The sequence below is a fragment of the Maridesulfovibrio salinus genome (assembly GCF_055394525.1).
On record NZ_AP042461.1, the window covers coordinates 1,289,668 to 1,312,807 of the forward strand.

21 protein-coding genes are annotated in these 23,140 nt (G+C 49.3%); 2 read left to right on the forward strand and 19 right to left on the reverse strand.

Annotated features, from left to right (window positions below):
* The first annotated feature begins 209 nt into the window (after positions 1 to 209).
* Together fsa and ACZ5PW_RS05690 are read left to right on the forward strand one after the other, a co-directional pair.
* Positions 210 to 854, forward strand: coding sequence for a fructose-6-phosphate aldolase (gene fsa, locus ACZ5PW_RS05685; RefSeq protein WP_464558789.1), 645 nt, complete (start codon positions 210 to 212; stop codon positions 852 to 854).
* Between the two features lie 10 nt (positions 855 to 864).
* Entirely contained in the window at positions 865 to 1,659 is a 795-nt protein-coding gene (locus ACZ5PW_RS05690; RefSeq protein ID WP_464558791.1) for a 4Fe-4S binding protein, read from the forward strand.
* 344 nt (positions 1,660 to 2,003) lie between these two features.
* On the opposite strand, the gene ACZ5PW_RS05695 is transcribed toward ACZ5PW_RS05690, so the two are convergent.
* The 19 genes from ACZ5PW_RS05695 to hmcA form a co-directional block, all read right to left on the reverse strand.
* Complete coding sequence (locus tag ACZ5PW_RS05695; protein WP_464558793.1) at positions 2,004 to 3,029, reverse strand: ABC transporter ATP-binding protein; 1,026 nt, start codon at positions 3,027 to 3,029, stop codon at positions 2,004 to 2,006.
* 259 nt (positions 3,030 to 3,288) lie between these two features.
* Positions 3,289 to 4,251: an ABC transporter ATP-binding protein gene (locus ACZ5PW_RS05700; protein ID WP_464558795.1), complete on the reverse strand. Its 963-nt coding sequence runs from the start codon at positions 4,249 to 4,251 to the stop codon at positions 3,289 to 3,291.
* Positions 4,248 to 5,186, reverse strand: a complete 939-nt coding sequence (locus ACZ5PW_RS05705; RefSeq protein WP_464558797.1) for an ABC transporter permease — start codon at positions 5,184 to 5,186, stop codon at positions 4,248 to 4,250. The genes ACZ5PW_RS05700 and ACZ5PW_RS05705 overlap by 4 nt, the downstream gene beginning before the upstream one ends.
* A 98-nt stretch (positions 5,187 to 5,284) precedes the next feature.
* Positions 5,285 to 6,259, reverse strand: a complete 975-nt coding sequence (locus tag ACZ5PW_RS05710) for an ABC transporter permease (protein ID WP_464558799.1) — start codon at positions 6,257 to 6,259, stop codon at positions 5,285 to 5,287.
* A gap of 70 nt (positions 6,260 to 6,329) precedes the next feature.
* A complete protein-coding gene (locus tag ACZ5PW_RS05715; RefSeq protein ID WP_464558801.1) occupies positions 6,330 to 7,901 on the reverse strand; it encodes an ABC transporter substrate-binding protein in 1,572 nt (523 codons plus the stop codon).
* 298 nt (positions 7,902 to 8,199) lie between these two features.
* On the reverse strand, positions 8,200 to 8,733 hold the full coding sequence (locus ACZ5PW_RS05720; RefSeq protein WP_464558803.1) for an AAA family ATPase: 534 nt from the start codon (positions 8,731 to 8,733) through the stop codon (positions 8,200 to 8,202).
* Positions 8,718 to 9,341 carry a nicotinamide riboside transporter PnuC gene (gene pnuC, locus ACZ5PW_RS05725; protein ID WP_464558805.1) on the reverse strand — a complete coding sequence of 208 codons (624 nt, stop codon included), beginning with the start codon at positions 9,339 to 9,341 and terminating at the stop codon, positions 8,718 to 8,720. The genes ACZ5PW_RS05720 and pnuC overlap by 16 nt, the downstream gene beginning before the upstream one ends.
* Before the next feature lie 164 nt (positions 9,342 to 9,505).
* Positions 9,506 to 11,794, reverse strand: a complete 2,289-nt coding sequence (locus tag ACZ5PW_RS05730; RefSeq protein WP_464558807.1) for a PAS domain S-box protein — start codon at positions 11,792 to 11,794, stop codon at positions 9,506 to 9,508.
* Positions 11,795 to 11,837: 43 nt separating this feature from the next.
* Complete coding sequence (locus ACZ5PW_RS05735; protein ID WP_464558809.1) at positions 11,838 to 12,269, reverse strand: RrF2 family transcriptional regulator; 432 nt, start codon at positions 12,267 to 12,269, stop codon at positions 11,838 to 11,840.
* Between the two features lie 108 nt (positions 12,270 to 12,377).
* Positions 12,378 to 14,330 carry a response regulator gene (locus ACZ5PW_RS05740; protein WP_464558811.1) on the reverse strand — a complete coding sequence of 651 codons (1,953 nt, stop codon included), beginning with the start codon at positions 14,328 to 14,330 and terminating at the stop codon, positions 12,378 to 12,380.
* Between the two features lie 82 nt (positions 14,331 to 14,412).
* Positions 14,413 to 14,778: a DVU0259 family response regulator domain-containing protein gene (gene divK / locus ACZ5PW_RS05745; RefSeq protein WP_464558813.1), complete on the reverse strand. Its 366-nt coding sequence runs from the start codon at positions 14,776 to 14,778 to the stop codon at positions 14,413 to 14,415.
* A 137-nt stretch (positions 14,779 to 14,915) separates the two neighbouring features.
* On the reverse strand, positions 14,916 to 15,269 hold the full coding sequence (divK, locus tag ACZ5PW_RS05750; protein ID WP_464558815.1) for a DVU0259 family response regulator domain-containing protein: 354 nt from the start codon (positions 15,267 to 15,269) through the stop codon (positions 14,916 to 14,918).
* Positions 15,270 to 15,386: 117 nt separating this feature from the next.
* A complete protein-coding gene (locus ACZ5PW_RS05755; RefSeq protein WP_464558817.1) occupies positions 15,387 to 16,280 on the reverse strand; it encodes a universal stress protein in 894 nt (297 codons plus the stop codon).
* A 61-nt stretch (positions 16,281 to 16,341) separates the two neighbouring features.
* On the reverse strand, positions 16,342 to 17,730 hold the full coding sequence (gene hmcF, locus ACZ5PW_RS05760) for a sulfate respiration complex iron-sulfur protein HmcF (protein WP_464558819.1): 1,389 nt from the start codon (positions 17,728 to 17,730) through the stop codon (positions 16,342 to 16,344).
* A 33-nt stretch (positions 17,731 to 17,763) separates the two neighbouring features.
* A complete protein-coding gene (gene hmcE, locus ACZ5PW_RS05765) occupies positions 17,764 to 18,441 on the reverse strand; it encodes a sulfate respiration complex protein HmcE (RefSeq protein WP_464558821.1) in 678 nt (225 codons plus the stop codon).
* A gap of 23 nt (positions 18,442 to 18,464) precedes the next feature.
* Complete coding sequence (gene hmcD, locus ACZ5PW_RS05770) at positions 18,465 to 18,626, reverse strand: sulfate respiration complex protein HmcD (protein WP_136673849.1); 162 nt, start codon at positions 18,624 to 18,626, stop codon at positions 18,465 to 18,467.
* 22 nt (positions 18,627 to 18,648) lie between these two features.
* On the reverse strand, positions 18,649 to 19,821 hold the full coding sequence (gene hmcC / locus ACZ5PW_RS05775; protein ID WP_464558823.1) for a sulfate respiration complex protein HmcC: 1,173 nt from the start codon (positions 19,819 to 19,821) through the stop codon (positions 18,649 to 18,651).
* Positions 19,822 to 20,883: a sulfate respiration complex iron-sulfur protein HmcB gene (hmcB, locus tag ACZ5PW_RS05780; RefSeq protein WP_464558825.1), complete on the reverse strand. Its 1,062-nt coding sequence runs from the start codon at positions 20,881 to 20,883 to the stop codon at positions 19,822 to 19,824.
* A gap of 29 nt (positions 20,884 to 20,912) precedes the next feature.
* A complete protein-coding gene (gene hmcA, locus ACZ5PW_RS05785; RefSeq protein WP_464558827.1) occupies positions 20,913 to 22,550 on the reverse strand; it encodes a sulfate respiration complex hexadecaheme cytochrome HmcA in 1,638 nt (545 codons plus the stop codon).
* Between the last annotated feature and the right edge of the window lie 590 nt (positions 22,551 to 23,140).

Sequence of the window (23,140 nt, forward strand, 5' to 3'; positions counted from 1 at the left end):
TGTTTACTCCTCACTTATGAAGTTGTCAACAGTCTCTTTTGTATAAAGGCGTTTGCTTTACACATTGCTTCTATTTCGTTCAATATTGAGAGTTGTGTGTTTCCAATTGCAAACAGGTTAACTTCCACCATAATCGAACATAGTTCTTTTGCTCAGTAGCAAATTGTTATATGAAAATGGCAAAGTACGAATTTAAAAGGAGAAAGTGTATGGAATTTTTTCTTGATACTGCCAACCTTGAGGAGATAAGACGCGCTAATGCTCAGGGACTGATGGACGGAGTCACAACCAACCCCACTCTTCTGTCCCGCGAGGGAGGTGATTGGCGTTCGCAGATGGAAGCCATATGCAAAGAGGTGGACGGTCCGGTGAGCCTTGAAGTTGTAGGTGAAAATGCAGATACGATGATTCAGGAAGCCGAGGATCTCGCAAAATTCGGAGACAATGTCGTTATTAAAATTCCCATGACTTCCGAAGGTCTAGTCGCTACAAGGGCTCTTTACCGGAAAGGCGTAAAAACAAATGTTACTCTGGTTTTTTCTCCGCTGCAGGCCCTTATGGCAGCCAAGGCCGGTGCCACTTACGTAAGTCCCTTTGTCGGACGTCTTGACGGTCTTGCTCAGGACGGCATGGAGCTGATCCGTCAGATACGTACCATTTTTGATAACTATGATTTCCCCACCAGGGTTCTGGTCGCTTCCATCCGTAATCCCATGCACGTTCTTGAGTCTGCGCTGATCGGTGCTGATACGGTGACAGTTCCTTTCAAGGTGCTCACTGAGTTGGTCAAGCATCCCCTGACCGACAAAGGGCTGGCGCAGTTTAATGCTGATTGGGAAAAATTGACTAAATAGGGAGAATCAATTGTCCTGTTCCAAACTTAAAATTATCTGTTTTTCCCCCACACGCACAACCCGCAAGATCCTTGAAGCTGTCGCTGAGGGAGTTGGTGCTCAGGAAGTTCAGATTGTTGATGTCACCCGTGTTGAAGAAGTGCCGGAGTGTCATAATTGTGGTGATGATGATCTGGTAATAATCGGTGCTCCTGTCTATGCCGGAAGGCTTCCGGCTGTTGCGGTGGATCGATTTGCCCGTATAAAAGCCTCAGCAGTCCCGGCCGCATTGGTTGTTACCTACGGAAACAGGGCTTTCGAAGACGCACTCATAGAACTTTTCGATCTGGCGGTGGATTCGGGTTTGAAGCCGGTTGCCGGGGCCGCTTTTATTGGCGAGCATTCCTTTTCAAACTCGGAAACTCCGATTGCAGTCAATCGTCCTGATCACGGGGATCTGGAAAAAGCGCGGGAGTTCGGAAAGGTTTTGACCGGAAAGCTAACGGCAGGCGAGTTGAGGGGTTCTGACTTAATTGAACTCCCCGGTAACCGCCCTTATAAGGAGTTGAAGGAGCCAAGTCCGGTATCTCCGACCACCAATGAGAATTGTGAACTGTGTGGTTCTTGTGAGAGGGTCTGCCCAACTGATGCAATTAAAGTCGGTGCTATGGTTGAAACCGACCCTGCAAGATGTATTTTATGCTGTGCCTGTGTGAAGGTGTGCGCTTTTGATGCCCGTAAAATGGAGGTTCCTAGAATTCTGGAGATATCCATGTGGCTGGCGGAAAATTTCAGCGAGCGCAGAGAGCCGGAGCTTTTTATCTGACCAGTTGGCGAAGCTAATTCGGAACTGATATTCAGTCAGCAATAGTCGCCAGAACTGTGAATTAAGAACAATGTTTTTAGAGATGCTAACATCTTCAGTGCCCATTGATGATATCGATAGCCTGCCGCGACACTGGTGCACGAAGCCGGAATAAGGCATGCTTTACATATACGCCTGAAATCATCTTGTCTTCTTTTTTTCAGACTTCCACGTATAGTCCGGGACTAGAAAAAACACTGGAACTCAAGTATGTCATTATACTCAGAGCTCCAGTGTTTTTGTTCAGGCATACAATCTGTCTTCAACATTTCGCTGAATAGGATTTTGTTGTTAACGGGTTTGAGCTACATTTGTATCCAGTTGTCTTTCTGTATTTCTGATAAATGACAGCGGGCCCGGTGTCCCGGAGAGATCTCTCTATCAGTGGGAGCTTCCTGTCTGCAGATGTCCATGGCATGTGCACATCTGGGATGGAAGTGACAGCCTTTTGGTGGATCCAGCGGTGATGGAATTTCTCCCTTAAGTGGAGCAAAATCCACATCCCTTTTGTCCAGCCTGGGAACTTCGTTCAGCAGGGCCTGTGTATAGGGATGAAAAGGATCGCTGAACAGTTTCTCCACTGTTCCCACCTCTACAACTCGGCCGAGGTACATGACCGCAATCCTGTCTGATATGTGTTCTACTACTCCGAGGTCGTGACTGATAAAGAGGCAGGTCAGGTTCAGTTCCCTGCGCAGATCCATGAACAGGTTCAATATCTGGGCCTGAATGGAGACATCGAGAGCGGCCACGGATTCATCGCAGACCAGACATTCCGGCTGCATGGCCATAGCCCGTGCAATTCCGATTCTCTGGCGTTGACCGCCTGAAAACTGGTGTGGATAGCGGTTCTTGTAACTGGGGTCCAGACCGCAGCGCAGCATGACATCAGCGAGGTATTCGTCAAATCCGGATCTGTTGGTCAGTCCGTGGTAGAGCGGGGCTTCGCCGATGATCTGTTTAACTCTTTTTCTGGGGTTAAGGGACGCGAAAGGGTCCTGAAAAATCATCTGTACGTTACGGGCATAATCCATGTGTTCTTTGGAATTCATATCTTTGACGTTCTGCCCTTTGTAGAAAATATCCCCACCTGATGGATTGAGGATTTCACAGAGCATGCGACCCAGAGTGGATTTTCCGCAACCGGATTCACCAACCAGCCCCAGAACTTCGCCGGGCATTATCTCAATGTTGACTTTATCTACGGCCTGAACTCGTTCTTCACGAATTTTGGACCCCAGCTTCCGGGCGATTTTACCTGCGAAGTCGAGCTTCTTAACGAAAACACGGCTCAGGTCTTTGCAGCTTAAAAAAGGCGTATCTTTACTCATATATCTGATTCCCTCCGGGGGCCAAAGAAACATTTTATGATTGTCTCTCTGGACTCTTCAAAAACTTTTATCGGGGCCTCGCCGCGTTGTAAGTTAAAACCTGCGTGCGATGAAGCACACCCCAACGTGGGAAAACGTTATTTTATCTATTCCAATCTTCCGGCTCCAGCGGCAAAGTCCTGACTTGAAGTGCCGTGAATTTAGGCTCTTCTCCCGCCGGAGTAGAATTCATTCTAATTCAACAAAGTCCCGGGCATTCCTAAAGCGGGTGATGGCAGCGGACTATGCGGTTCCCTTCCATGAAGGTGCGTTCCGGTTCCTGCATGCATTTCTCGTCAGCGTAGGGGCAGCGCATCCTGAATGAACAGCCTTCGGGGATGTTGACCAGCGAAGGTGTCATCCCCGGAATCTGGAATAACGGCTCCCCGCGCCTGTTGCGGCTGGGTACGGAACCGATCAGCCCGTGGGTATACGGATGCATGGGATGATCAAGGATATTCTCGACATTGCCCTGTTCAATAATACGCCCGGCATACATAACCGCCACCTTGTGGGCCAGCCCGGCCACAACCGTAAGGTCATGGGTAATCCATATCAGTGCCATTCCGGTCTTGCGACATAGAGTCTGCATTTCTGACAGAATCTGGCTCTGAATGGTAACATCCAGCGCGGTAGTGGGTTCGTCCGCTATAATCAGGTCCGGCTTATTCAGAAGCCCGATGGCGATTGCCACTCTCTGGCGCATACCGCCGGAAAACTGATGCGGGTAAGCTTTGATGCGTTCTTCCGGTGAAGGAATTCCGACCATGGCAAGAGCTTCAATTGAACGACGTCTGGCTTCTTCTTTGGATACTTTTTCGTGGGCGGTAATCGCTTCTATCATTTGGGTGTCAATGCGCAGGACCGGGTTAAGAGTCATCATGGGATCCTGAAAGATCATTGATACTTTCGCCCCCCTGAACCTACGCCATTCTTCTTCTGACTGTCCCAGAATCTCCCGGCCTTTGAATTTGATAGATCCTCCGGCAACCTTTCCAGGAGGGTCAACAAGACCCATCACGGAAAATCCGGTTACGGACTTACCTGAGCCGGACTCACCCACAATACCGACAATTTCCCCTTTTTCAATGTCCAGTGAAATACTGTCAACGGCTTTGGCAACTCCGGCCCGGGTATAGAAGTAGGTTTTGAGATCTTTGATATCGAGAAGTTTTTCACTCATTTTTTCAACCTCGGGTTTAAAACATCACGCAACCGGTCACCGACAAGGTTGATGGATACAATCAGAATGAGCAGGGCCACACCGGGATAGAAACTGATCCAGTAATATCCGCTTTGGAGGAACTTGAAACCGTTAGAGATGAGCAGGCCCAGAGAGGGCTGAGTTATGGGCATACCCAGTCCGAGAAAGGACAGGGTTGCCTCAAGGGCGATGGCCCCGGCCACTTTTACAGTGGAGATGACGATCAGTTCAGGTGTGCAGTTGGGAAGCACATGTCCAAACATAATCCTGCGCTGTGGCAGGGCAAGACACTTGGCTGCTTCAACATATTCCTTTCGCCGTTCAACCAGAACATTACTTCGAATGGCTCGCGCGTAATACGCCCATTGCACAATAACCAGCGACAAAATGATCTTGTCGACTCCCTTACCGAGAATTGCCAGTAGGATGAGTGCAACAAGGATGGCCGGGAAGCTGAGCTGCAGATCGACCACTCGCATGATGAAGGCGTCCGTACGACCGCCGATAAAAGATGCCCACAGCCCGATAATGGAGCCGATTATCAGTGCGATTATGGTACTGAGAACCCCTACACCGAGACTGATACGCAGTCCGTAAAGAATGGAGCTGAGCATGTCGCGGCCCTGACTGTCCGTTCCCAGATAGTAGGTAATGGATTCGTCCATGGACTTTTCACCCGGCTCGAGTTTTGAATCCATAATGTCGATGGACATGAGGTCATATGGATTCTGTGGTGAGATATATGGAGCCAGCAGTGCAACCACGATAATTATGCTCAGAATGATGAGCCCGATCGTGGCGGTTTTGCTTTCGAAGTATTCCTTGAGTGATTGCATGAGCAGGGATTCGTCTTTTACCGGTTGGTTGTCGGTTGCGGACATTGCCTGCTGCTGCATATTTTTTGTTTCTGCCATAATTTATTCCTGAAACTATTAGGGGTTCCAAAGGATTCAGTTCCCTCGGCCGCCGGTGGTGAAATTGGATCACCTAAAGCGCGGAGCGCATCAAATTCCTAGTTCTGGTCGCCCAATCTGACTCGGGGATCCAGAATGGAGTATATGATATCAACTATGAGGTTGATGATGATGAACATGGTTACGGTAATTAGCAGATAGGCCACAATAACCGGTCGGTCGAGAACACCGATGGAATCGATGACGAGCTTACCCATACCGGGCCATGAGAAAATGGTCTCGGTAACAACCGCGAAAGCGATCAATCCACCGAATTCCATTCCCAGAACGGTAACAACAGGAATCATGATGTTTTTCATGACATGCAGCCCGATGATCCGTGTATTGGTAAGTCCCTTCGCCCGTGCGAATTTGACGTAGTCCATCTGCAGGTTTTCCTGAACTCCCGCCCGGCTGAGTCTGATGGCCAGCGAAGTTTTGAAAAGGGCCAGGTTCATTGCCGGAAGAATAAGGTGTCTGATGCCGTCCCAGGTGAGAAAGCTTACCGGAACCCCGAAAAGTTCCACGGTTTCACCACTCCCTCCCGAAGGGAGCCAGCCCAGATAAACCGAGAAAACAATTATGAACATCAACCCGACCCAGAATGTAGGAAGACTGAAGCCCAGTATTGAAAAGCGCATTATACTTCGGCCCAGCATGGTTTCCGATTTAATCCCGGCTATCATGCCTAGAGGAATACCGAACACCACGGCCATCAGCATGGCGGTGACTGCAAGCTCCATCGTTGCGGGCATTCGCTGCATAATCAGTTTCAGGGCCGGTTCATTGTAAACAAAGGAGTTGCCAAGGTCTCCCTGAACAGCATCAGTGAGGAAACGCATGTACTGTTCGGGCAGTGGCTTATCCAGACCGAGTTCCTGAATGGCGCGGTCTCTTTCAGCCGGGGTTGCGTCAGGGGCTATCAGGATATCGATCGGGTTGCCGATACAGTATACTCCGCTGAACACCAGTACGGACATGACCAGCAGCACGACGATGCTTTGAGAAATTCTTCTAATCAAAAATGCGAGCATGAATTTTGCTCCAGTTGAAAAAGGGGCGCACTCAGTACGCCCCTTTAAATTAATCTGTTATGTCGGCTTGTTATTTAACAACTTTGATGTCGCGGGGCAGTGTGTAGCCATCGGTGCGACCGTTGTATTCAATACCCTTTTTGGAACCCCATACATTAACCTGATAGTGGATAGGAATGATACCCAGATCACCGATACCCATTTCAGTGGCTTTGATGATGAGTTCGTTATGCTTTTCAGGGTCAACTGTTACCAGTGCTTCTTCAAGCGTGGCGTCAAGATCGGGGTTGGAGTAGCGGCCACGGTTGGATGAGCCGAATCCTTTGTCCTTGTCGTAAGTGTGCAGCAGTGCACCGATACAGTTTGACTGTTCACCGGTGTCAGTGGCCCAGCCTACCAGCATGAAGCTGAATTCAAGGTTGGATGCGCGGCCGAAGTACACGCTCTTGGGCATGGTGTTTACTTCGGTTTTAATGCCGACTTTGGTCAGCATCTGAGCAATGGCCTGTGCGATATCTGCATCGTTCACGTAGCGGTCATTGGGGCCGTGGATAACCAGTTTGAAACCATCGGGGTATCCGGCCTGCTTGAGCAGTGCTTTTGCTCCTTTGGGATCGTAGTCTTCCGGCTTCAGCCTTTTGCTGGTTCCTTCGTATCCATCGGGAACCATCTGGCTTGCGGGAACTGCGAGCCCGTCCATGATGCGGGCAGCTATAGCGCGGCGGTTGATAGCCTTGGATATGGCCTTGCGTACACGGAAATCCTTGAGCGGGTTCTTGATTTTCTCTCCATTATTACCGGAAACGGTTGGTGAATCATCACGGTCTGTGTCCAGATGGAGGTAGATCAGGCGAGTAGACGGAGACTGGGAAAGGGTGAGCTTTTTATTTTCCCCAAGGTGGTCCACATCTGCCGGGGGAACGAAGTTGATCAGGTCCACATCACCGGATTTGAGGGAAGCAACACGGGTTCCGTCATTGGTGATAGGGCGCACGATGATTTCTTCCCAGGGCATTTTTTCACCCCAGTAGTTGTCGTTACGCTTGTAGGTGATCCTGTCTCCGCGGTCCCATTTTACCAATTCGTAGGGACCGGTTCCGATACAGGCTTTGCCGGAGTTGAAATCTTCAGTGGATGCGCCTTCGGCATTCTTCTTGGACACGATGGGAAAAGCTGCCAACTGTCTGGGAAGAAGAGGGGACGGTGCTTCTGTTACGAAGCGAACAGTCAACGGATCAACAATTTTCACTTCCTTGATGGCGGATACAAACCCGGTGAAGGAGGAAGGGCTGTTGGGCACGTTGGGGATGCGTTCGATGGTGAATTTTACATCTTCAGCGGTAAAAGGGGAACCGTCATGAAATTTAACTCCCTCACGGAGCTTGAATTCCCACTCGGTGTCGGAAACCGGTTTCCAGGAAACCGCGAGACCGGGCTCGAGTTTCTGTCTGTTGTCCTGACGGATCAGTTTGTCGAACACATACAGTGACTGCATGTTGTTGGCTGATACGTTGTGGAAATGCGGATCAAGAGAGGTGGGCTCACCTTTCAGGCCGAGGGTCAGAGTCTCTGCATGAGCCATGGCCGGGCCGAAGGCAAAGCAGACCACGAGTGCAAGAACAAGCATCAGTTTTTGGCGCATTCTTTTCTCCTTGTTTCACTTACTGATAAATTCGAATCTACCTTACACAATTAGACTCTGAAATCAAGAAATACTGACTGCTGTGAATGTGGAATGCGCAATAGGAAAGTCGTGTTTTTTGTCTTTGGTTATCGAAATCGTGTGATAATTGATCATTCAATCAAAAAACAGATTTGCTTAGTCATAATACTTAAGGTGTGATTTGAGGAGGAGTGTGGCCGAGTTGTGTTCCAATTAAAAGATAAATTGCAGATAAATTAAATTACATGAAACAGATATTCAATTGGATAGAAGTGCATCATTTCTTTTTTGTTTTGCCACTCGTATAATCATCAATAAGTGCGAGTGATACTTCGAAACGTTGATTCATACTTCCGGAAATGGCGTAAAACAGGACCTGCCTGCTTTTCAATTCGTCTGCGAAAAGACTTTGCATATATAGGCGGCCATGCTCCATATCCCGTTGCCCGTCTGCTTTCCATTCGATGTCTATATCACAGAGAAGGTAAAGGGATGTGGGAAGAGTTTGGTATTTTTTCTCAAGCCATTGGGGGCATACTCCGAAGTAGTGTTTGGCATAAACAATGGAGGAGATAATATCCGTATCGCAGATTAGCGGTATGTTTCGGCTTCTTAGGGCCTTCTGCTCTGATTCAAGTTGTCCCCGGGCAATTGGAATTACATCCTCAGTGCCGAGAATTCCTTTTTTCATTTCAAAGTAATCACGTAAAAACTCCGGTACAAACTGCACTCCGTAGTGGGCGGCAAGTTTTGCGGCAAGGGTCGTCTTGCCTGTGCATTCCGAACCTGTGAGAACTATTCGGGACGGCATTCCTGCATCCTGTCGGCCTGATATGACTTCATCCACTGCACAAAGCCGATAACAGCCATTGCAGTATATATGACCATAAGCCCGCTGTATCCTGTCCAGCCTTTGGCGTAATAAATGCCAATGTACATCGTATCCGCCACAATCCATAGAATCCAGTTTTCAAGGAACTTGCGGGCCAGCAGGTATTGGGCAATGAGTGAGAGTACGGTGGTCAGGGCGTCCCACCACGGGAAGGATGCCGTGAGGTAATATTTCATTACGTAACCGATTGGAATAAAAGCCAGCAAACCTATCAAAAAGAGTTTTAAACCGATTTTTTTATCGAGTTTTCTGACTTTGAGAGGGGTGTTGTCCTTGCCGCCGCATAGCCATTGATACCAGCCGTAGAATCCCAGAATGACGTATACAAACTGCAGGAAAGCATCAGAATAAAGTCTGCCCTGAAATACTACAATCATCCAGATGCTCACGCTTACGATTCCGAAAGGCCAGCAGGCTGGATTCTGCCGCACACTCAGGAAAATATAGATCAAGCCGGTGGCGATGGATATCTGCTCTCCCAGTCCCATGGAGCTGATAAAGCTGGTTATAAAATTGATGACTTCCATTTTTATCCTGATTGTTGAAGCTGTTAAGATCCGGGATTTAAATATAATTTCTGCTGCAGAACGAGTGTATTCTGTATTGCTGCTCCAGCAGACAATAGCACTGATTGAATGTAAAAATCATAAATCAGATGTTTACAGGGAAAAAGAATTCGGACGGCCCGTATTTACCTGTCCATGCTTTGAATTGCTTCCGCTTTGTCTCCGCGGGGAAAAGTAATTACAAAACAGGCACCCATGCCCTCTTTAGATACAGCCTTTATTGTTCCGCTGTAATCTTTGATTATTCCGTAGGAGATGGATAATCCTAGCCCGGTTCCTTTACCGACATCCTTAGTGGTAAAAAAAGGCTCAAAGAGTCTGCCCTGAATCGTTTCCGGAATTCCCGGGCCCGTATCACATACTTCAATCACCACATGTTCTTCGGTAAATGTTGTGGAGATGTATATTTTTTTGTCGTCTGCCAGTGGAACCTTACCAGTCCAATGTTCCTCAATGGCATCCCTTGCATTTATGAGCAGGTTGATAACCACCTGTTCAAGCCTGTTTGCGTCAGCCATGATTATCGGCAAGTGACTGTTCAGGTCCCATTCGACGCTAATATTTCGCAGGTTCAGTTGCCGGCTGAAAAATTCAAATCCCCTCCTGAGGACATCATTCATCTGAACAGGCATGGTTTTCAAATCCGCTTTTCTGCCGAATTCTCGCATGTGCTCAATTATTTTGCTGGCTCGGTTTACATGCGAATCCACCCCTTCGGCCATCTCCTTGAGTATGTCCTGCTCAATGGGCTGTCCGCGGGATACTTTTCTCAGCATAAGATTGCTTATGGTCTTGAGAATCGCCAGCGGCTGGTTCAGTTCGTGTGCTACCCCGGAGGCCATTTCGCCAAGAGTCGTCATCTTACTGGCCTGAATAAGCTGCTGCTCTGCTTCCAGTTTTTTGGTGACATCACTGCAGGTTACGATAAGGGTCTTGTTGCCGTCGAATTCTGCAGGAGAAATTCTCATGACTGCATAAATAGGCGTGTTGCTTTTGGTTATCTGGGAGCAGGGACCGATTTCTTTCTTTACTTTGAGCAGATGTTCATAGTCGGCCTTCTCTTCTTCCCTGAAGAGTCGCAGGATTGATGTGCCCTGCAGTTCTTCTATGCAGTAACCGTAAATACCTTCTACGGGATCATTGCAGTTCACAATGGTCAGTGTTTTAGCGTCCAGCACGAAAACAGCCCCGGGAATGGAATCAAAAATGGCATGGTAGCGTTGCTCGGAGTGGGCTAGCCTCTCTTCAAGTTCCTTTCGTTTGGTAATGTCGAGCATCATTTCCATGGCTGCGATTATGTTTCCGTTGCGGTCCTTGATCGGAGAGGTAAATACTATCCAGTGGATAGGTTTACCATCCTTGGACAGCCCCGACTCTTCACTCATATGCGATCTCAGATCGAAAAAGGTCCGTTCAACCGGGCATTCAGCGCACTTGCGGTCCTGATTCTTGTTTATCTGATAACACTGCCTGCCCCTTGGTTTGCCGAAGTGTTCTTCATAGGCTTTGTTGTGTCTGATAACCCTGAAGTTGAGGTCCACAACACTTACAAGGCAGGGAACATTGTCGAAAAGGTCACGGTATTCCTCCTTCTGTTCAAGCAGGGCCTTGTGTTTTTCCTGTATCTGCCTACCCATCCTGTTGAACGCATCGGCAAGGGTTCCTATCTCGTCAGTCTGCTCCAGTTGAACTTCAACAAAATCACGAGCCGATCCTATATCACGTGTTGCCTTAATAAGTGCATGTATCGGTTTGAAAATAAATTTATATGAATAGGCGAAAAGGGCAGCGAAAGTAGCGAGAAAAACAATAAGGGCGATCCCGAAGTTTGCCCGTTCGAAAGTCCCGAGCATGGCGCTTTTGTGCTCAGTTGAAATCTCCAGATCGAGAAGTCCCAGAATTTTTTCATCTTTGGAGTGAACATGGCAGGGGCCGGGGGCGCATCCTTCCGAATTGGGAATCGGAGTCATGATCCCCATGAATTTTTTGCCGTTGACCGTTTTTACCCTGGTTCTTTCTTTAAGACTCATTTTAAACGGCGGGGGATCGTGCTGGTGGCATTTCCTGCAGGAGGGGCTTTTAATATCTATAATTTTACTAATTTCATCCGGCTCGTTGGAGTATACTATTTCGCCTCGTTTGTTGATTACGCGGATGGATTTAATTTCACCCTGACGGCTGATGTTGTTTACATCGTTCTGGATGAATTCCTTGGCGTCAAGCATCATGGCATGATGAAGGCCCAGAAGAACTGTGTCGGAGAGCAAGCCGATATCCGAGATGACATTATCGGTGACGTTTTTTTTGAAAAAAAGAATGTTGAAACTGGTCCAGAGAAAAACACTCAGCAGCAGTGTTATACCGCCGGTGAGTATCATCTTCATGATCAGGCTGTGTCTGATTTTTTTGAACAAAGCACTGCCTCCATATTATCGGCCCGCAAGCCGGGGAATTATTTTAAAATGGCCGGTCCATGGGGCAGAGTCGTGCGTCTTTAACTAAGTCGGCGAGAGTGTAGGAATCGAGCATTTTGTACATGGCCTGATTGGCATCTTCCCAGATTGAGCGGCGAAGGCATACAGCGGCACGCGGGCATGTGGTGACATCTCCCTCGCAATCCAGTACCGAATCATCACCTTCGAGTATCCGGGTCAGTTTTCCAAGTGAAATATCTTCGGGTTCCATGGTCAGAACATTACCACCGTTAGGGCCGCGTTTCCCCTTGATGTAACCGGCTTCTTTAAGGATTTTTAATATTTTTTCCAGATACTTTAAAGAGATATCCTCTCTGCGGGCCGAATCTTTGCTCGGCACAGGGCCGTGCGTGGAATGAAGGGCAATATCCAGCAGCAGTCTTGTTCCATATCTGGAGCGGGTAGTCAGTTTCATGAAGATGTCTCAGGGTGTTGAATTATCAGGTTAATAAGTCTTAATGCTTTTTTGTAGCAGTATATGCGATATTTTGAAAGGCGCAAAATTTTCCACTGAAAAGGTCGGTTAATGACATTTGCAGGGAGCATCAGGCTGACTTACCGATTCAACTACCCGGGGAATATTAATCGTGAAGGTTGTTCCCTTTCCAACTTCTGAATCTACGTTAATTTTACCGCCATGTTGCTCTATGGTCTGATTGGAGATGAACAATCCGATTCCGGTCCCTTTTTTACCCTTGGATGAGAAAAAGAGAGTAAATATTTTTTCACGAGTCTCCTGATCCATGCCCGCTCCGTTGTCACTGATTTTCAGTTCTATATCGGAGCCGAGATCTTCTGCTGTAACTTCTATGGTATATGTTTTACCAGGAATTGAGGGATCACAGGCATCAACTGCATTCTCGAGAAAGTTGACCAGAGCAGCGGACATGGAACTTGAGTCAATCTGGATTGTACCCAGATTCTCAGGAATATTCATCTGATATTCAACATTTGCAGCGGCGGCTTTGGGTACAATTAATGCCGCCGTATCGCGGAGAAACCGTGAAGCGCTGATGTCTTCAACTTCAATCTCCCGTGACTTGGCATAGTAGAGAATGTCCAGAACCATCTTTTTTACTCTGCCTACAACATCTTTCAAGGTTGCCGCCGCCGCGTTTACCCTTTCGGGATCGTTCTTGCGCAACCCTGACTCGAGGCGGTAAATACCGCCATCCAGAGCGGTTAGCATTCCTTTTACTCCATGCGACATGGACCCTAGCATAAAACCAAGTGATGTGAGATGGTCCTGAAGTCTGCGGATTTCGGTTATGTCCGTGGACATTTCCATGACCTGTCTGATTTCACCGTAGGCGTTCCTCAGGGGGGCGGACCATACGAGCATATTTTTCTGCTCCCCTTCACGGGTTGTAACCACTGTTTCCATCTGGTGGGTCTGTCCGTCTCTGAAAGTGCGCTGAACCGGGCACTCTTCACACGGTTCTTCCCTGTGTTTGTATGTTGAATAACAAGACAGTCCTACTGGTTCATCAAAGTCTTCTTTGAAACGGCGGTTTACTTCCGCAATTGTATAGTCGGGATTCTGAACAGATATATAACACGGAGCTTCATCGAAAAGACGCTGAAATTTGTATTGAGTTTCAAGAAGTTCGTCGCGCAGTCGCTGCAGTTCGGTCATATCCACCGAAATATCGAGGACCAGTTCGATTTCCCCTGTCTTATCGGGAATAGGAGCGGTGTAAACCGTGACAGGAATTTCTTCACCGTCATGGCTTATGAATGTTTCCTTGCTGCGCTGTCCCTTTCCGGTCTGAAAAGTAAGCTGTACAGGACATGCATTTCCGGCTGAGTTTCTGTCGGAGTATATATCAAAGCTGTTTTTGCCGACCACATCGCCAAGGCGTTCTTTTAGCAGTTTGTTGGCGGCGACAATTTCGAGGTAGCGGTTGTGGATTGAGACGAGGCATGGCAGTTCGTTGAAAAGACCGCTTCCGGTTTCAACCTCATCTGCTGCATTGGAAAGGGCTTCACTGAGGCCTTCCACAACCTGACAGGCTGCATTCTGCCGTTCAAGTTCTACGATGCGTTGAGTCTTTTCTTCAACCAACAGTTCCAGATTTTCTGTATATTCACGGACCTGACGCTTGAGATTTATTTTTTCCATGACCCGGTCGAGGGATATTTCAAGAACTTCGTCATTGACCGGTTTGGTAATGAAATCAGCAGCTTCAAATTTGAGGGATTCTATAGCCAGATCCATGTCACCGTGACCGGTGAGCATTATAACTTCAATGTGCGGGTAGTCAGCCTTGACCGCTTTTAGCAGGTCGATACCATCCATTCTAGGCATTTTTATATCAGTAACAATTACATCCGGATGGAAATCGGTCAAAATTTTGAGAGCTTCTTCTCCGTTTTCAGCCGTTTTAACATCATAGCCAAAATCAACCAAGGTAAGCCCTAGAAATCTTCTTAATCCCTCTTCATCATCAACCAACAGCAACTTTCTGTCATTCATCCTGCACCCCCGGGAACATGACAATATATCCGGCAGCATTGCCGGATATAAGAAAGAAAGGCCCCACCGCGACTGTTTGCCTTTAGTCGTCGGTCTCGCCCAGAGCCTTTCTTACTATTTCGATAACTTCAGTGGGATCAAAAGGTTTTTTTATTGTCGCCACAGCCCTTTTGATCGCCATGTGTATGCCCGGCAGACCGCTGATGACGATTACCGGGATAGCGGAAAATTCTTCTTCAAGAGTAAGTCTGCGGTAAAACCGCGGGCCCCATTCGTGGGGCATTTCCAAATCAAGTGTAATCAGGTCCGGCTTTTCAGCCATGGCTACATCGTAGGCAGAGACACCATCCGATGCGCGGCAGGTAAGGTAACCGTGGTCCTCGAACACACTTACGAGGTAATCCACGATGTACGGATCGTCATCCACAACCATTATTTTCTTGGGCATTAATGTCACCTGTTAATGATTTTAGGGGTTTATGTTTCCCTGTGGAGAGAAGCCTACACCTTACTTCAATGTTTATTCAAGTTAAAAAAACGGCCGGCCAGCGATGTCCCGCTGACCGGCCCCGATATGGATTCCGTTTAGCCGATAGTGTCTTTGACTATCTTGAGGAGCTCTTCTGCATCGAAGGGCTTGGTCAATGTGGCTACAGCCTTTGGAATTGCGTATTTGTTTGCGTTGAGACCGCTGATAACGATAACCGGGGTTCTCTTCAGCTCATCATTCTGGCTTAGCTTGCGGTAAAAGCGGGGACCCCACTCTCCGGGCATTTCCAGATCAAGAGTGATGAGATCCGGTCTTTCCTTTTCAGCTACTTCGACAGCTACGGAGCCGTCTTCAGCCATTACGGTTTCATAACCGTTGTCTGCGAAAAGTTCGCTGAGGTAGGAACGGATATCCTGATCATCGTCAACGATTAAAATCTTCTTGGACATAATAACTCCTCCTGTGAATCTCTACCCTGTTTAATTTGTCCGGCAGCCGGTTATAGCGCCCGGCAGCCGGTTCTGTTCGGATTGCATTGATTCAGTTATTGAACTCTATCTCTGGAACTAGACTTTATCTGGCTTGCTGACGCTTACCACAGGACAGTTGGCCCTGAGGATGACCTGTTCAACAGTGGAGCCGATACGAGCTCTTTCCGGATCAAGTTCGTTGGTGTGGTGAGCAAGGCAGACAAGGTCCACACTCTTTTCACGCGCGAGCTTGACGATCTCGACATAGGGAGTTCCTTCCCACACTTCGATATCGTAATTCTTGAAATCACCCATAAGCGGAACGTAGGTATCCCTGATCCGTTTGCGGGCAGCAATGAGGTTTTCCTCGATTTCATTCTGGTCCAGAACCTTGCCGCTGATATCCAGGGCATGGAAGATAGTCAGGTCGCAGTCGAGTTCACGGGCTGTGGACAGAGCGAATCTGAATGCGCTCTCAGCCTGTTTGGAGAAGTCGGTACCAAAAAGGATGTTGGAGAACCCGCCCCAGTAGGAGGCAGATTCACGGTGTACGGAAAGAACCGGGCAGCGGGCGGCTTTTGCCACCTTCTGCAGGGTGCTTCCGGGGTAGCCCTTGTGGAAGGATGCGTTTTCGCCGGAGCTTGCAGCCATGACGATCAGATCGGAATCTTCCTTACGGGCTTCGCGCAGTACTTCACGGGCGGGCACGCCGGTAGTGAGAACGATCTTGGCGTTGTCAGCACCTTCAAACTGCTTGGCAAAGGTGGTCTTGAGCTCTTCTTCGACCCAGGAGAGATAATCTTCATCGATCTCAACTTCTTCACCGGTGCGAACGTCGTTTACAACATGGGAGAAAGCCTTGGTGGGCACACCCACAACATGGAAGATCGTTACTTCAGAACCGTAGCGTTTCGCCATGTCGAAGGCTACTCGGGCGGCTCCGAAACTCGCCGGAGAGCCGGTAGTCGCCAAAAGGATTTTCTTAAACATGTGACACCTCATTCGTTGCGGACAATATCAGATAATCATCGGCCCCTTAGGGCCGATGCTACTACCATTCGACACGCATGCCTTCAGGAACGTCAAGCATACCGATGATCAGAGGTTTAAGGAAGGACCAGCGGATGCCGATCTCATATTCTTCCTCAAGGTCACGGATCGCATCCCAGCAGTTATGGCAGGGGGCGATTACCAGCTTACAGCCGGTGTCGAGGATCTGATCCATTTTCTTGCGCAGGGCAACGTTACGCTGTTCGCGGTACATGCCGATTCCGTTGAATCCGCCACCGCCGCCACAGCAGTAGTTGTGCTCTTTGTTGGGTGCCATTTCCACGAAGTATCCGGGCTCAACAATGTAGCTGATAATTTCGCGGGTAACGTCCTTGAGGCCCTGGTTACGTACGTAGTTGCAGGAATCCTGAAGAGTGACAGGCTCTTTGATGCGCTTGGCGGGATCAATTTTGAGCTTGCCTTCACGCAATGCCTCGGCCAGCCATTCAACATAGTGAATGTAGGGCTTGGGCGGCAGACCGTCTTCACGACCGGCCCAGTAGGGGCCTTCGATAACGGTTGCACGGTGCGCGTGACCGCATTCGGTGCCGGTTACACGAGCGGGGTTGAGTCGCTCGATGGCATCGTAAACGTGTTTGACATTGTCTTTGCAACATTCCCAGTCTCCGGCAAACATGGAGAGGGAGGTCTGTTCCCAACCTTCGGAAGGCACGGTCCAGTTCTCTCCTGCTACATGGAAGAGTACAGCAGCTTCTGCGAGGTCTTCCGGGTAGTGTTTGGGCTCACGGGCGTTACAGGTGTACATGATATCTGCATCTTGCTTGTCTACGGGGATGGTCAGGCCGGGCCATTCTTCCTCGGTCTCTTCGGCCATCCATTCGCAGGTTTCGACCCAGTCCTCGGTGGTAACGTCCATCTGTGCACGGTATACGCGGTGCATACCGGAGCCGATTTTCAGTTCCCAGGGAACAAAGCCCTGAGAGTAGAGAAGGCCGCGCAGGTAGGAGAACATAACACCCATGTCGATGCCGTGAGGGCAGTACATGCCGCAGCGGTTGCAGCAGGTGCACTGGGACCAGGCTACCTTCATGCAGTGGCGCATGAACTCGTTATCCACCTGTCCTTTTTTCTTGACGATATGGCCGAGAGTGGACTGGATTTTATATGAGGGTACCTGTTCAGGTACGCAGTCGTTTACTTGATAAAGGAAGCAGCTGTCGGCACAGAGACCGCAGTGAGCACAGATTTCCAGCCAGGTCTTAATCCTGGACTTCATGGTCTTCTGGATGGTTGACCAGAGCAGATTGGTATCTACGTCCAGCTCTTCCATTTCAGCGTAATATTGCTTGCCGCTCTTGTCCGAGAGAGTCAGTTTGAGCTGCTCATCGGTTTTGATCGGCTGTCTGTTACAAAGCTTACCTTGAGGCATTTTGCTTCTCCTATTTTGCTGTCTTTATTCCTGTTACCAGGAGAAGGTGGAGCCTTTCATGCCACCACGCTTGATGCCGTAGTCCATTCCGAGCTGAGCGCGGGAACAGAAGAAGAGCACGCAGTGACTGAGTTTGGTGAAAGGCAGGCACAGCAACCAGATTTCGCCGGTAATGATGTGGGCCAGCAGCCAGAACTGGTAGTCACCCATCTGATAACGAGCGATGAGCCCGGTGATGAAGGGAGCTACAGTGATCAGCAGGATCAGGTAGTCGTATGCTGTGGTCAGGATTCTAACCTCAGGGAGCGCGATGCGGCGAAGGATGATGGCAACACAGGCCACAATCACGGTCCAAGACAGCAGATCAGCTAAGAACGCAGGCAGCTGAGGCAGACTGAATCCCAGGTTTTTCTGCAGCATGATATTGTGAGCTGCAAGGAAAATGGGGGTTAAAAGCAGTCCGATGTGGAATGCAAAGAATATAAAAGTAAAGCCGGGTTTCTTTCTCCACCCGCGTGCACCCACGGGGTTGAGCCAGCTAATTATTGAATTGAACGCACCTTTAAGTCCATAGGCCAGATGGGGCTTGTATGCCACGCGGTCGAGCTGCTGGCTGAGGCCCTTGAAGTAGAGCACGATGCGAACCAGCAGGCCGCCGAAGCTGATTGCGAAAACCAGCCAAAGCAAAGGCCCTGTCAGAAGTTCATACATTATAGTTTCTCCTCAAGTTCGGCTTAGTGGTGGTCGCCGTAGTTCTTTTTGTTTTCGTCACGGTAGGCCTTTCCACCCATGAGGAACTGCCAGAACAGAGTGACGCCGACCAGTGCTCCACCCATCAGAAGGTACATGATACCTTTGGTGAATGTGTAGTATTCCTGAAGGTTATGTGCTTCCATTTTTCTGTCTCCTTAAGACGGCCTAGTGGTCGCCTTTGTATTCGGGATGCTCGTGGAAGATGGGCATCCTGGTGGTGATGAAACGGAAAATCACTACACCGAGGGTTACGATGAACACGGAGATTCCGATTTCCATCATGCTGGGGAAGTACCTTTCAGAAGAAGGCAGGTGATAGTTGTACGCGATCATGGAAACGTTGAACCTGTTAAAAACGATACCAAGCACGGTTATGATGGATGCTTTTTTGATCAGGCCAAGGTTTTTGTCACGGACACCTACAGCATAGAGGAAACAGGGCAGTGCTACGAAGCCGAGCATCTCGGTCAGGAACAGCAGGCCGTAACCTGAGGCCAGGTAGTGCCAGTTGTTGTCGTACGCTACTCCCATGGTCTTGATGAAGAAGTATCCGAAAAGAACCAGTGAAGCTGCTTTACCGAATCCCAGCACAACTCCGTCATGGTGCTTGAGATATTCCTCATCCATCATGCGGTGCAGTTTCTTGTGGGACATGGTGCCTTCGAAGATAACCATGGACATACCGGCTGCGATACTTGAAACAAAGAAGTAAAGCGGCATGTACGGTGAGTACCATAGCGGATGCAGTTTCGAGGGCGCGATGGTGTAAAGCGCTCCGAGGGAAGACTGGTGCAGGGTAGAAAGCACTACGCCGAAAATAGTCAGAACCAGAGTCAGTTTAACAACTACACTTCTGATCTTTTTCCAGCCCAGCCATTCGAACATGGCGGGAGTGAATTCAATAAACAGAACAGTCAGGTAGAGCATAACGCACAGACCAACTTCGAACAGCAGGGAGGTTGTTCCCTGTGATACGAAGATCGGAAAAGGCAGACGCCAGGGGCGACCGAGGTCGTAGCCCAGTGCGAAGACAACAAGCGCGTATCCGAGGAACGCGGTCAGGATTGCCGGGCGTACAGCGGAATGAAAACGCTTGAGCCCGAAGATATAACATGCTGCGGAAGTGGTGTAACCACCGGCAGCGAGAGCAACACCGCAGAGCAGGTCGAAACCGATCCAGATGCCCCAGGGGTTGTTATCATCAAGGTTGGTAACGGAGCCGATACCCTTAGTGAATCTGATCACAGTGATGACCAGGCCCACGAGGATGATAGCACCTGCTACCAGATTGAAGGTATTAAAGGCCGATTTAGGGCCGTTGTTCGCGGGAGTGGACATTTATGATTCCTCCTTCTCGCTGTTTTCACCCTCTTCTTCCTCTTTGGGCTTAAGGGCTTCTTCTACGGCTTTCTTGACTTCAACCTCGATTTTGCGCTTGTTGGCAACTTCTGCCTTGTCAAGTGCATCGGCGAGAGTCTTTTCAGCCTCTGCGCTCGCTCTAGCGAGTGCGTTATTAACAGCTTCCTTGCGCTCTTCATCGGCAACCTTGCTGTTGCGTTTGCTTACAGCGTAGATGCCGCCGAGAAGTACGGGCCAGAGTCCTGCAACCATGGGAACTGCAGCGAGTGCCCCGGCTGTGAGTTCAGGAGCGGACTTGGTTCCGAGATCCTCGCGCATGCCGATCTCGTTGAAAGGCACACCGGAGAGGTACATCCAGCTTGTTCCGCCCATTTCGTGCTCACCGTAGAGGTGGTCAACGTAACGGTCCGGGTTACGGCGGATGCGCTCGCGAGCTATCTTGATCAGTTCATCCCTTTCGCCGAAAACGAGTGCTTCCTTGGGGCAGTCCTCAACGCAGCCGGGCAGTTTGCCTTCGGCCAGGCGGGGAGCACACATGGTACACTTCATAACCCGGGGGGTAAGGGGTTCGTCATATTCATAAGTCGGAATTTCGAAGGGGCAGGCTACCATGCAGTAGCGACAGCCGACACAAACCGACTCATCATAAACAACTGCGCCGTTGGGCAGTTTCTTGAATGCTTTTACAAAGCATGCGGACGCACAGGCCGGTTCAAGACAGTGGTTGCACTGGGACTTGCGGAACACTGGGTTCTTGGGTCCGTTGTACTTGTTGACCACAGTATAGGTTTTGGCATCGGTTCTGCGTTTTTCGTCCAGCACGGAAAGGTCGTCGAATTTCTTCTCGGGCTCGGGCAGTTTGTTGACCTCATTACATGCCGCTTCACATTTGCGGCAGCCGATGCAGCGGGTAGCGTCAAAGAGTACACCCTTACTACCGGGATACCCCTTGAACTCCTTGCCTGCGGCCTCGGCACCTGCGGGGAGTGCTGCTCCCACGCAGGTTGCGCCCAGCATTCCGAGGAATGTTCTGCGTAACATTTATCTGTTCTCCTTCAGGCTATCCGTTACTATTTCTTCGCGTGACATGCGGTGCAGTCAGTTGAAGCAGGCTTTTTAATGTTCATGGCGTCATGACAGGTCATGCACTGAACGTGGTAAGCAGCCTTGAGGGCCGGACGTCCATCCTGAACTTTACCACCGTGGCAGCTAGCACAGCTCGGAGGAGTCGCGCTTGCGGGGCTGTTGTGGTGGCAGCTTCCGCACACAGTAAGAGGTGTGCTGTGGAAGGTGTTGGCCATCTGGTCATCTTTCATGCCTTCAACCAAGCTCATAATGATCTTGCGGTGGGGCAGTTTGCTGGCCTTATATTCATTTTCGAGGACGTTGATGGTCACGATCTCGGGAATGTCCTTTTCCGCAATCAGTACCGGTGAGGTCGGACGTTCCAGGATCAGCTTGGACGCAATGTCTGCCTTGGCGGAGGCATCCATGGTGACGGGTTCGCTGGAAGTGGAAACGGGACCGTTGTGACATGCAGCGCATGTCTCTTCGGACTGGATTACATTCTTGGGCATGAGTTCGTGACAGCCTGCACATTTGGGGTCTTTCTGCTTCACGGCGTGACAACCCACACAGGATCTGGTGCTGTCAGCCTTGTGCATAGCTTTGTCGAGAGTAACGAAACCGCCTTCCTTGGAACCACGAACGGTGTGACAAGAGGAGCATGATTTGTTCATGGTTTCGTGGTGGCAGGAGCTGCAGGAGTCAGTGTAGTTTTCGTGGGCCTTGTGGTTGAAAGCTACTGAAGCCATAGTGGCTTTAACTGCAACATTTTCCTGAACGGGAGCGGTAAGCAGAACAGCGTCTGGCTGGTTTCTGGGCAGGCGGGGCAGGGTTCCACCCAGCTTTTTCAGAACAGCAGCGTTGTCTTCCTTGAGATCTGCGGCCTGGTTCTGGCCGTGACAACCGGCACAGTCGACAGGACCGGTCTTGTCCGCCTTGGCGGCTTTCATCTCAAGGTGACAGGAAACACACTGGCCGTGGAATGCTTCGGAAGTCTTCAGTTTAACATCGCCTTCAGGCTTGTCAGTATGACAGACGACGCAGTTTTCTTCCTTGCCTTTAGCGTACACAAGCTTTTTGTCGAGCTTGTTGTATACGTGGTGGCAGCTTCCACAGTTTGTGTCCTGACCTTCATCTTTCGCAATGAGCTTTGAATCCCAATGGCGGTAATGGAGAATGTTTTCCATACCTGCGGGAGCTCTGTCTGCGGTAAGTTCGGGGTCAGCAACGTGACAGCTGCGACATTCACCGACCTGGGGCCCGGTCTTTTTACCGGCCTTTGCGTCAGCGGCGTGGCAACTGATACAACCGTTGTGGTAAATTTGTTTCAGCTCTTCGGGAGTGCCGTCTTCAAGTCTGTCGAACTTGTAGGAGATGGCACCTTCGTTTTTCTGGTGGCAGGCAGTACAGTCTTTGCCCTGCTCAGCCATCGCCTTGGTGTGTGTATCGTGGAGAAACACAACAGCAGGCAGTTCCAGTTTTTCCTGCGCGGCAATAGTGTCGATCATAATCAGATCCGGACGCTTGTTGCCGTTTTCCTGGGGGGTTCCGACCATGCTCAGAGCTTCCATGTGGAAGCCGAGCACCCCTGCCAGGACAATCAGGATACCGGACAATCGCAATAGTTTCTTTCCGTTTGCCATGATATCGATCCCCTCTCAATGCAATTGGACTCTAAGCCTTATGCTTAGGACCTTTGTTGCCCCGTTCAGTGTCATCCCTGTTAATCTCCGCGACTTAATCCTCCATGGAAAATCGCGCCAAATAGAAAAACGGGGCACACCGATCCGACGCGCCTCATTCCCCATTTAGCGAGGGGGTATTAATACCTCCTCACTGGATGGGTTTTTATACCTGCTCGATAGGTATGTTATTAATCAAGGTTACGTCAAGGGGTGTTTGGTAAAAAGTGAGCTTTGATAATCACTGGCTTTTCAGAGCTTTTTTGTATGAATTTTAAGCAACATGCAGCTGAATTTTTATTCCTTATACTTTACTGAAATAATGAGCTAAATATCCAGATATAGCTTTTGATCAGATCTATTTATTCTCAGTTTTCAGGTTTGTTAAAAATCATTCTTTTCTGGTCTGATTTTTCAGCTAGATTTCGAAGATGATTGTGAATTCAGACTTCTTCAAAAACGGAGTCCGAATTGGGTGCGTTTTATTGAATTATGTATATTGGAAAAGTATAAAATCTGTACTGTAAATATATAATTGGTTTGCGTGTTCA

What these genes read in the sequence shown, in the direction of transcription:
- fsa (WP_464558789.1), top strand. Translation starts at nt 210, where the DNA reads ATGGAATTTTTTCTTGATACTGCCAACCTTGAGGAGATAAGACGCGCT.
- ACZ5PW_RS05695 (WP_464558793.1), bottom strand. Translation starts at nt 3,029, where the DNA reads ATGAGTAAAGATACGCCTTTTTTAAGCTGCAAAGACCTGAGCCGTGTT.
- ACZ5PW_RS05700 (WP_464558795.1), bottom strand. Translation starts at nt 4,251, where the DNA reads ATGAGTGAAAAACTTCTCGATATCAAAGATCTCAAAACCTACTTCTAT.
- ACZ5PW_RS05705 (WP_464558797.1), bottom strand. Translation starts at nt 5,186, where the DNA reads ATGGCAGAAACAAAAAATATGCAGCAGCAGGCAATGTCCGCAACCGAC.
- ACZ5PW_RS05710 (WP_464558799.1), bottom strand. Translation starts at nt 6,259, where the DNA reads ATGCTCGCATTTTTGATTAGAAGAATTTCTCAAAGCATCGTCGTGCTG.
- ACZ5PW_RS05715 (WP_464558801.1), bottom strand. Translation starts at nt 7,901, where the DNA reads ATGCGCCAAAAACTGATGCTTGTTCTTGCACTCGTGGTCTGCTTTGCC.
- ACZ5PW_RS05720 (WP_464558803.1), bottom strand. Translation starts at nt 8,733, where the DNA reads ATGCCGTCCCGAATAGTTCTCACAGGTTCGGAATGCACAGGCAAGACG.
- pnuC (WP_464558805.1), bottom strand. Translation starts at nt 9,341, where the DNA reads ATGGAAGTCATCAATTTTATAACCAGCTTTATCAGCTCCATGGGACTG.
- ACZ5PW_RS05735 (WP_464558809.1), bottom strand. Translation starts at nt 12,269, where the DNA reads ATGAAACTGACTACCCGCTCCAGATATGGAACAAGACTGCTGCTGGAT.
- ACZ5PW_RS05740 (WP_464558811.1), bottom strand. Translation starts at nt 14,330, where the DNA reads ATGAATGACAGAAAGTTGCTGTTGGTTGATGATGAAGAGGGATTAAGA.
- divK (WP_464558813.1), bottom strand. Translation starts at nt 14,778, where the DNA reads ATGCCCAAGAAAATAATGGTTGTGGATGACGATCCGTACATCGTGGAT.
- divK (WP_464558815.1), bottom strand. Translation starts at nt 15,269, where the DNA reads ATGTCCAAGAAGATTTTAATCGTTGACGATGATCAGGATATCCGTTCC.
- ACZ5PW_RS05755 (WP_464558817.1), bottom strand. Translation starts at nt 16,280, where the DNA reads ATGTTTAAGAAAATCCTTTTGGCGACTACCGGCTCTCCGGCGAGTTTC.
- hmcF (WP_464558819.1), bottom strand. Translation starts at nt 17,730, where the DNA reads ATGCCTCAAGGTAAGCTTTGTAACAGACAGCCGATCAAAACCGATGAG.
- hmcE (WP_464558821.1), bottom strand. Translation starts at nt 18,441, where the DNA reads ATGTATGAACTTCTGACAGGGCCTTTGCTTTGGCTGGTTTTCGCAATC.
- hmcD (WP_136673849.1), bottom strand. Translation starts at nt 18,626, where the DNA reads ATGGAAGCACATAACCTTCAGGAATACTACACATTCACCAAAGGTATC.
- hmcC (WP_464558823.1), bottom strand. Translation starts at nt 19,821, where the DNA reads ATGTCCACTCCCGCGAACAACGGCCCTAAATCGGCCTTTAATACCTTC.
- hmcB (WP_464558825.1), bottom strand. Translation starts at nt 20,883, where the DNA reads ATGTTACGCAGAACATTCCTCGGAATGCTGGGCGCAACCTGCGTGGGA.
- hmcA (WP_464558827.1), bottom strand. Translation starts at nt 22,550, where the DNA reads ATGGCAAACGGAAAGAAACTATTGCGATTGTCCGGTATCCTGATTGTC.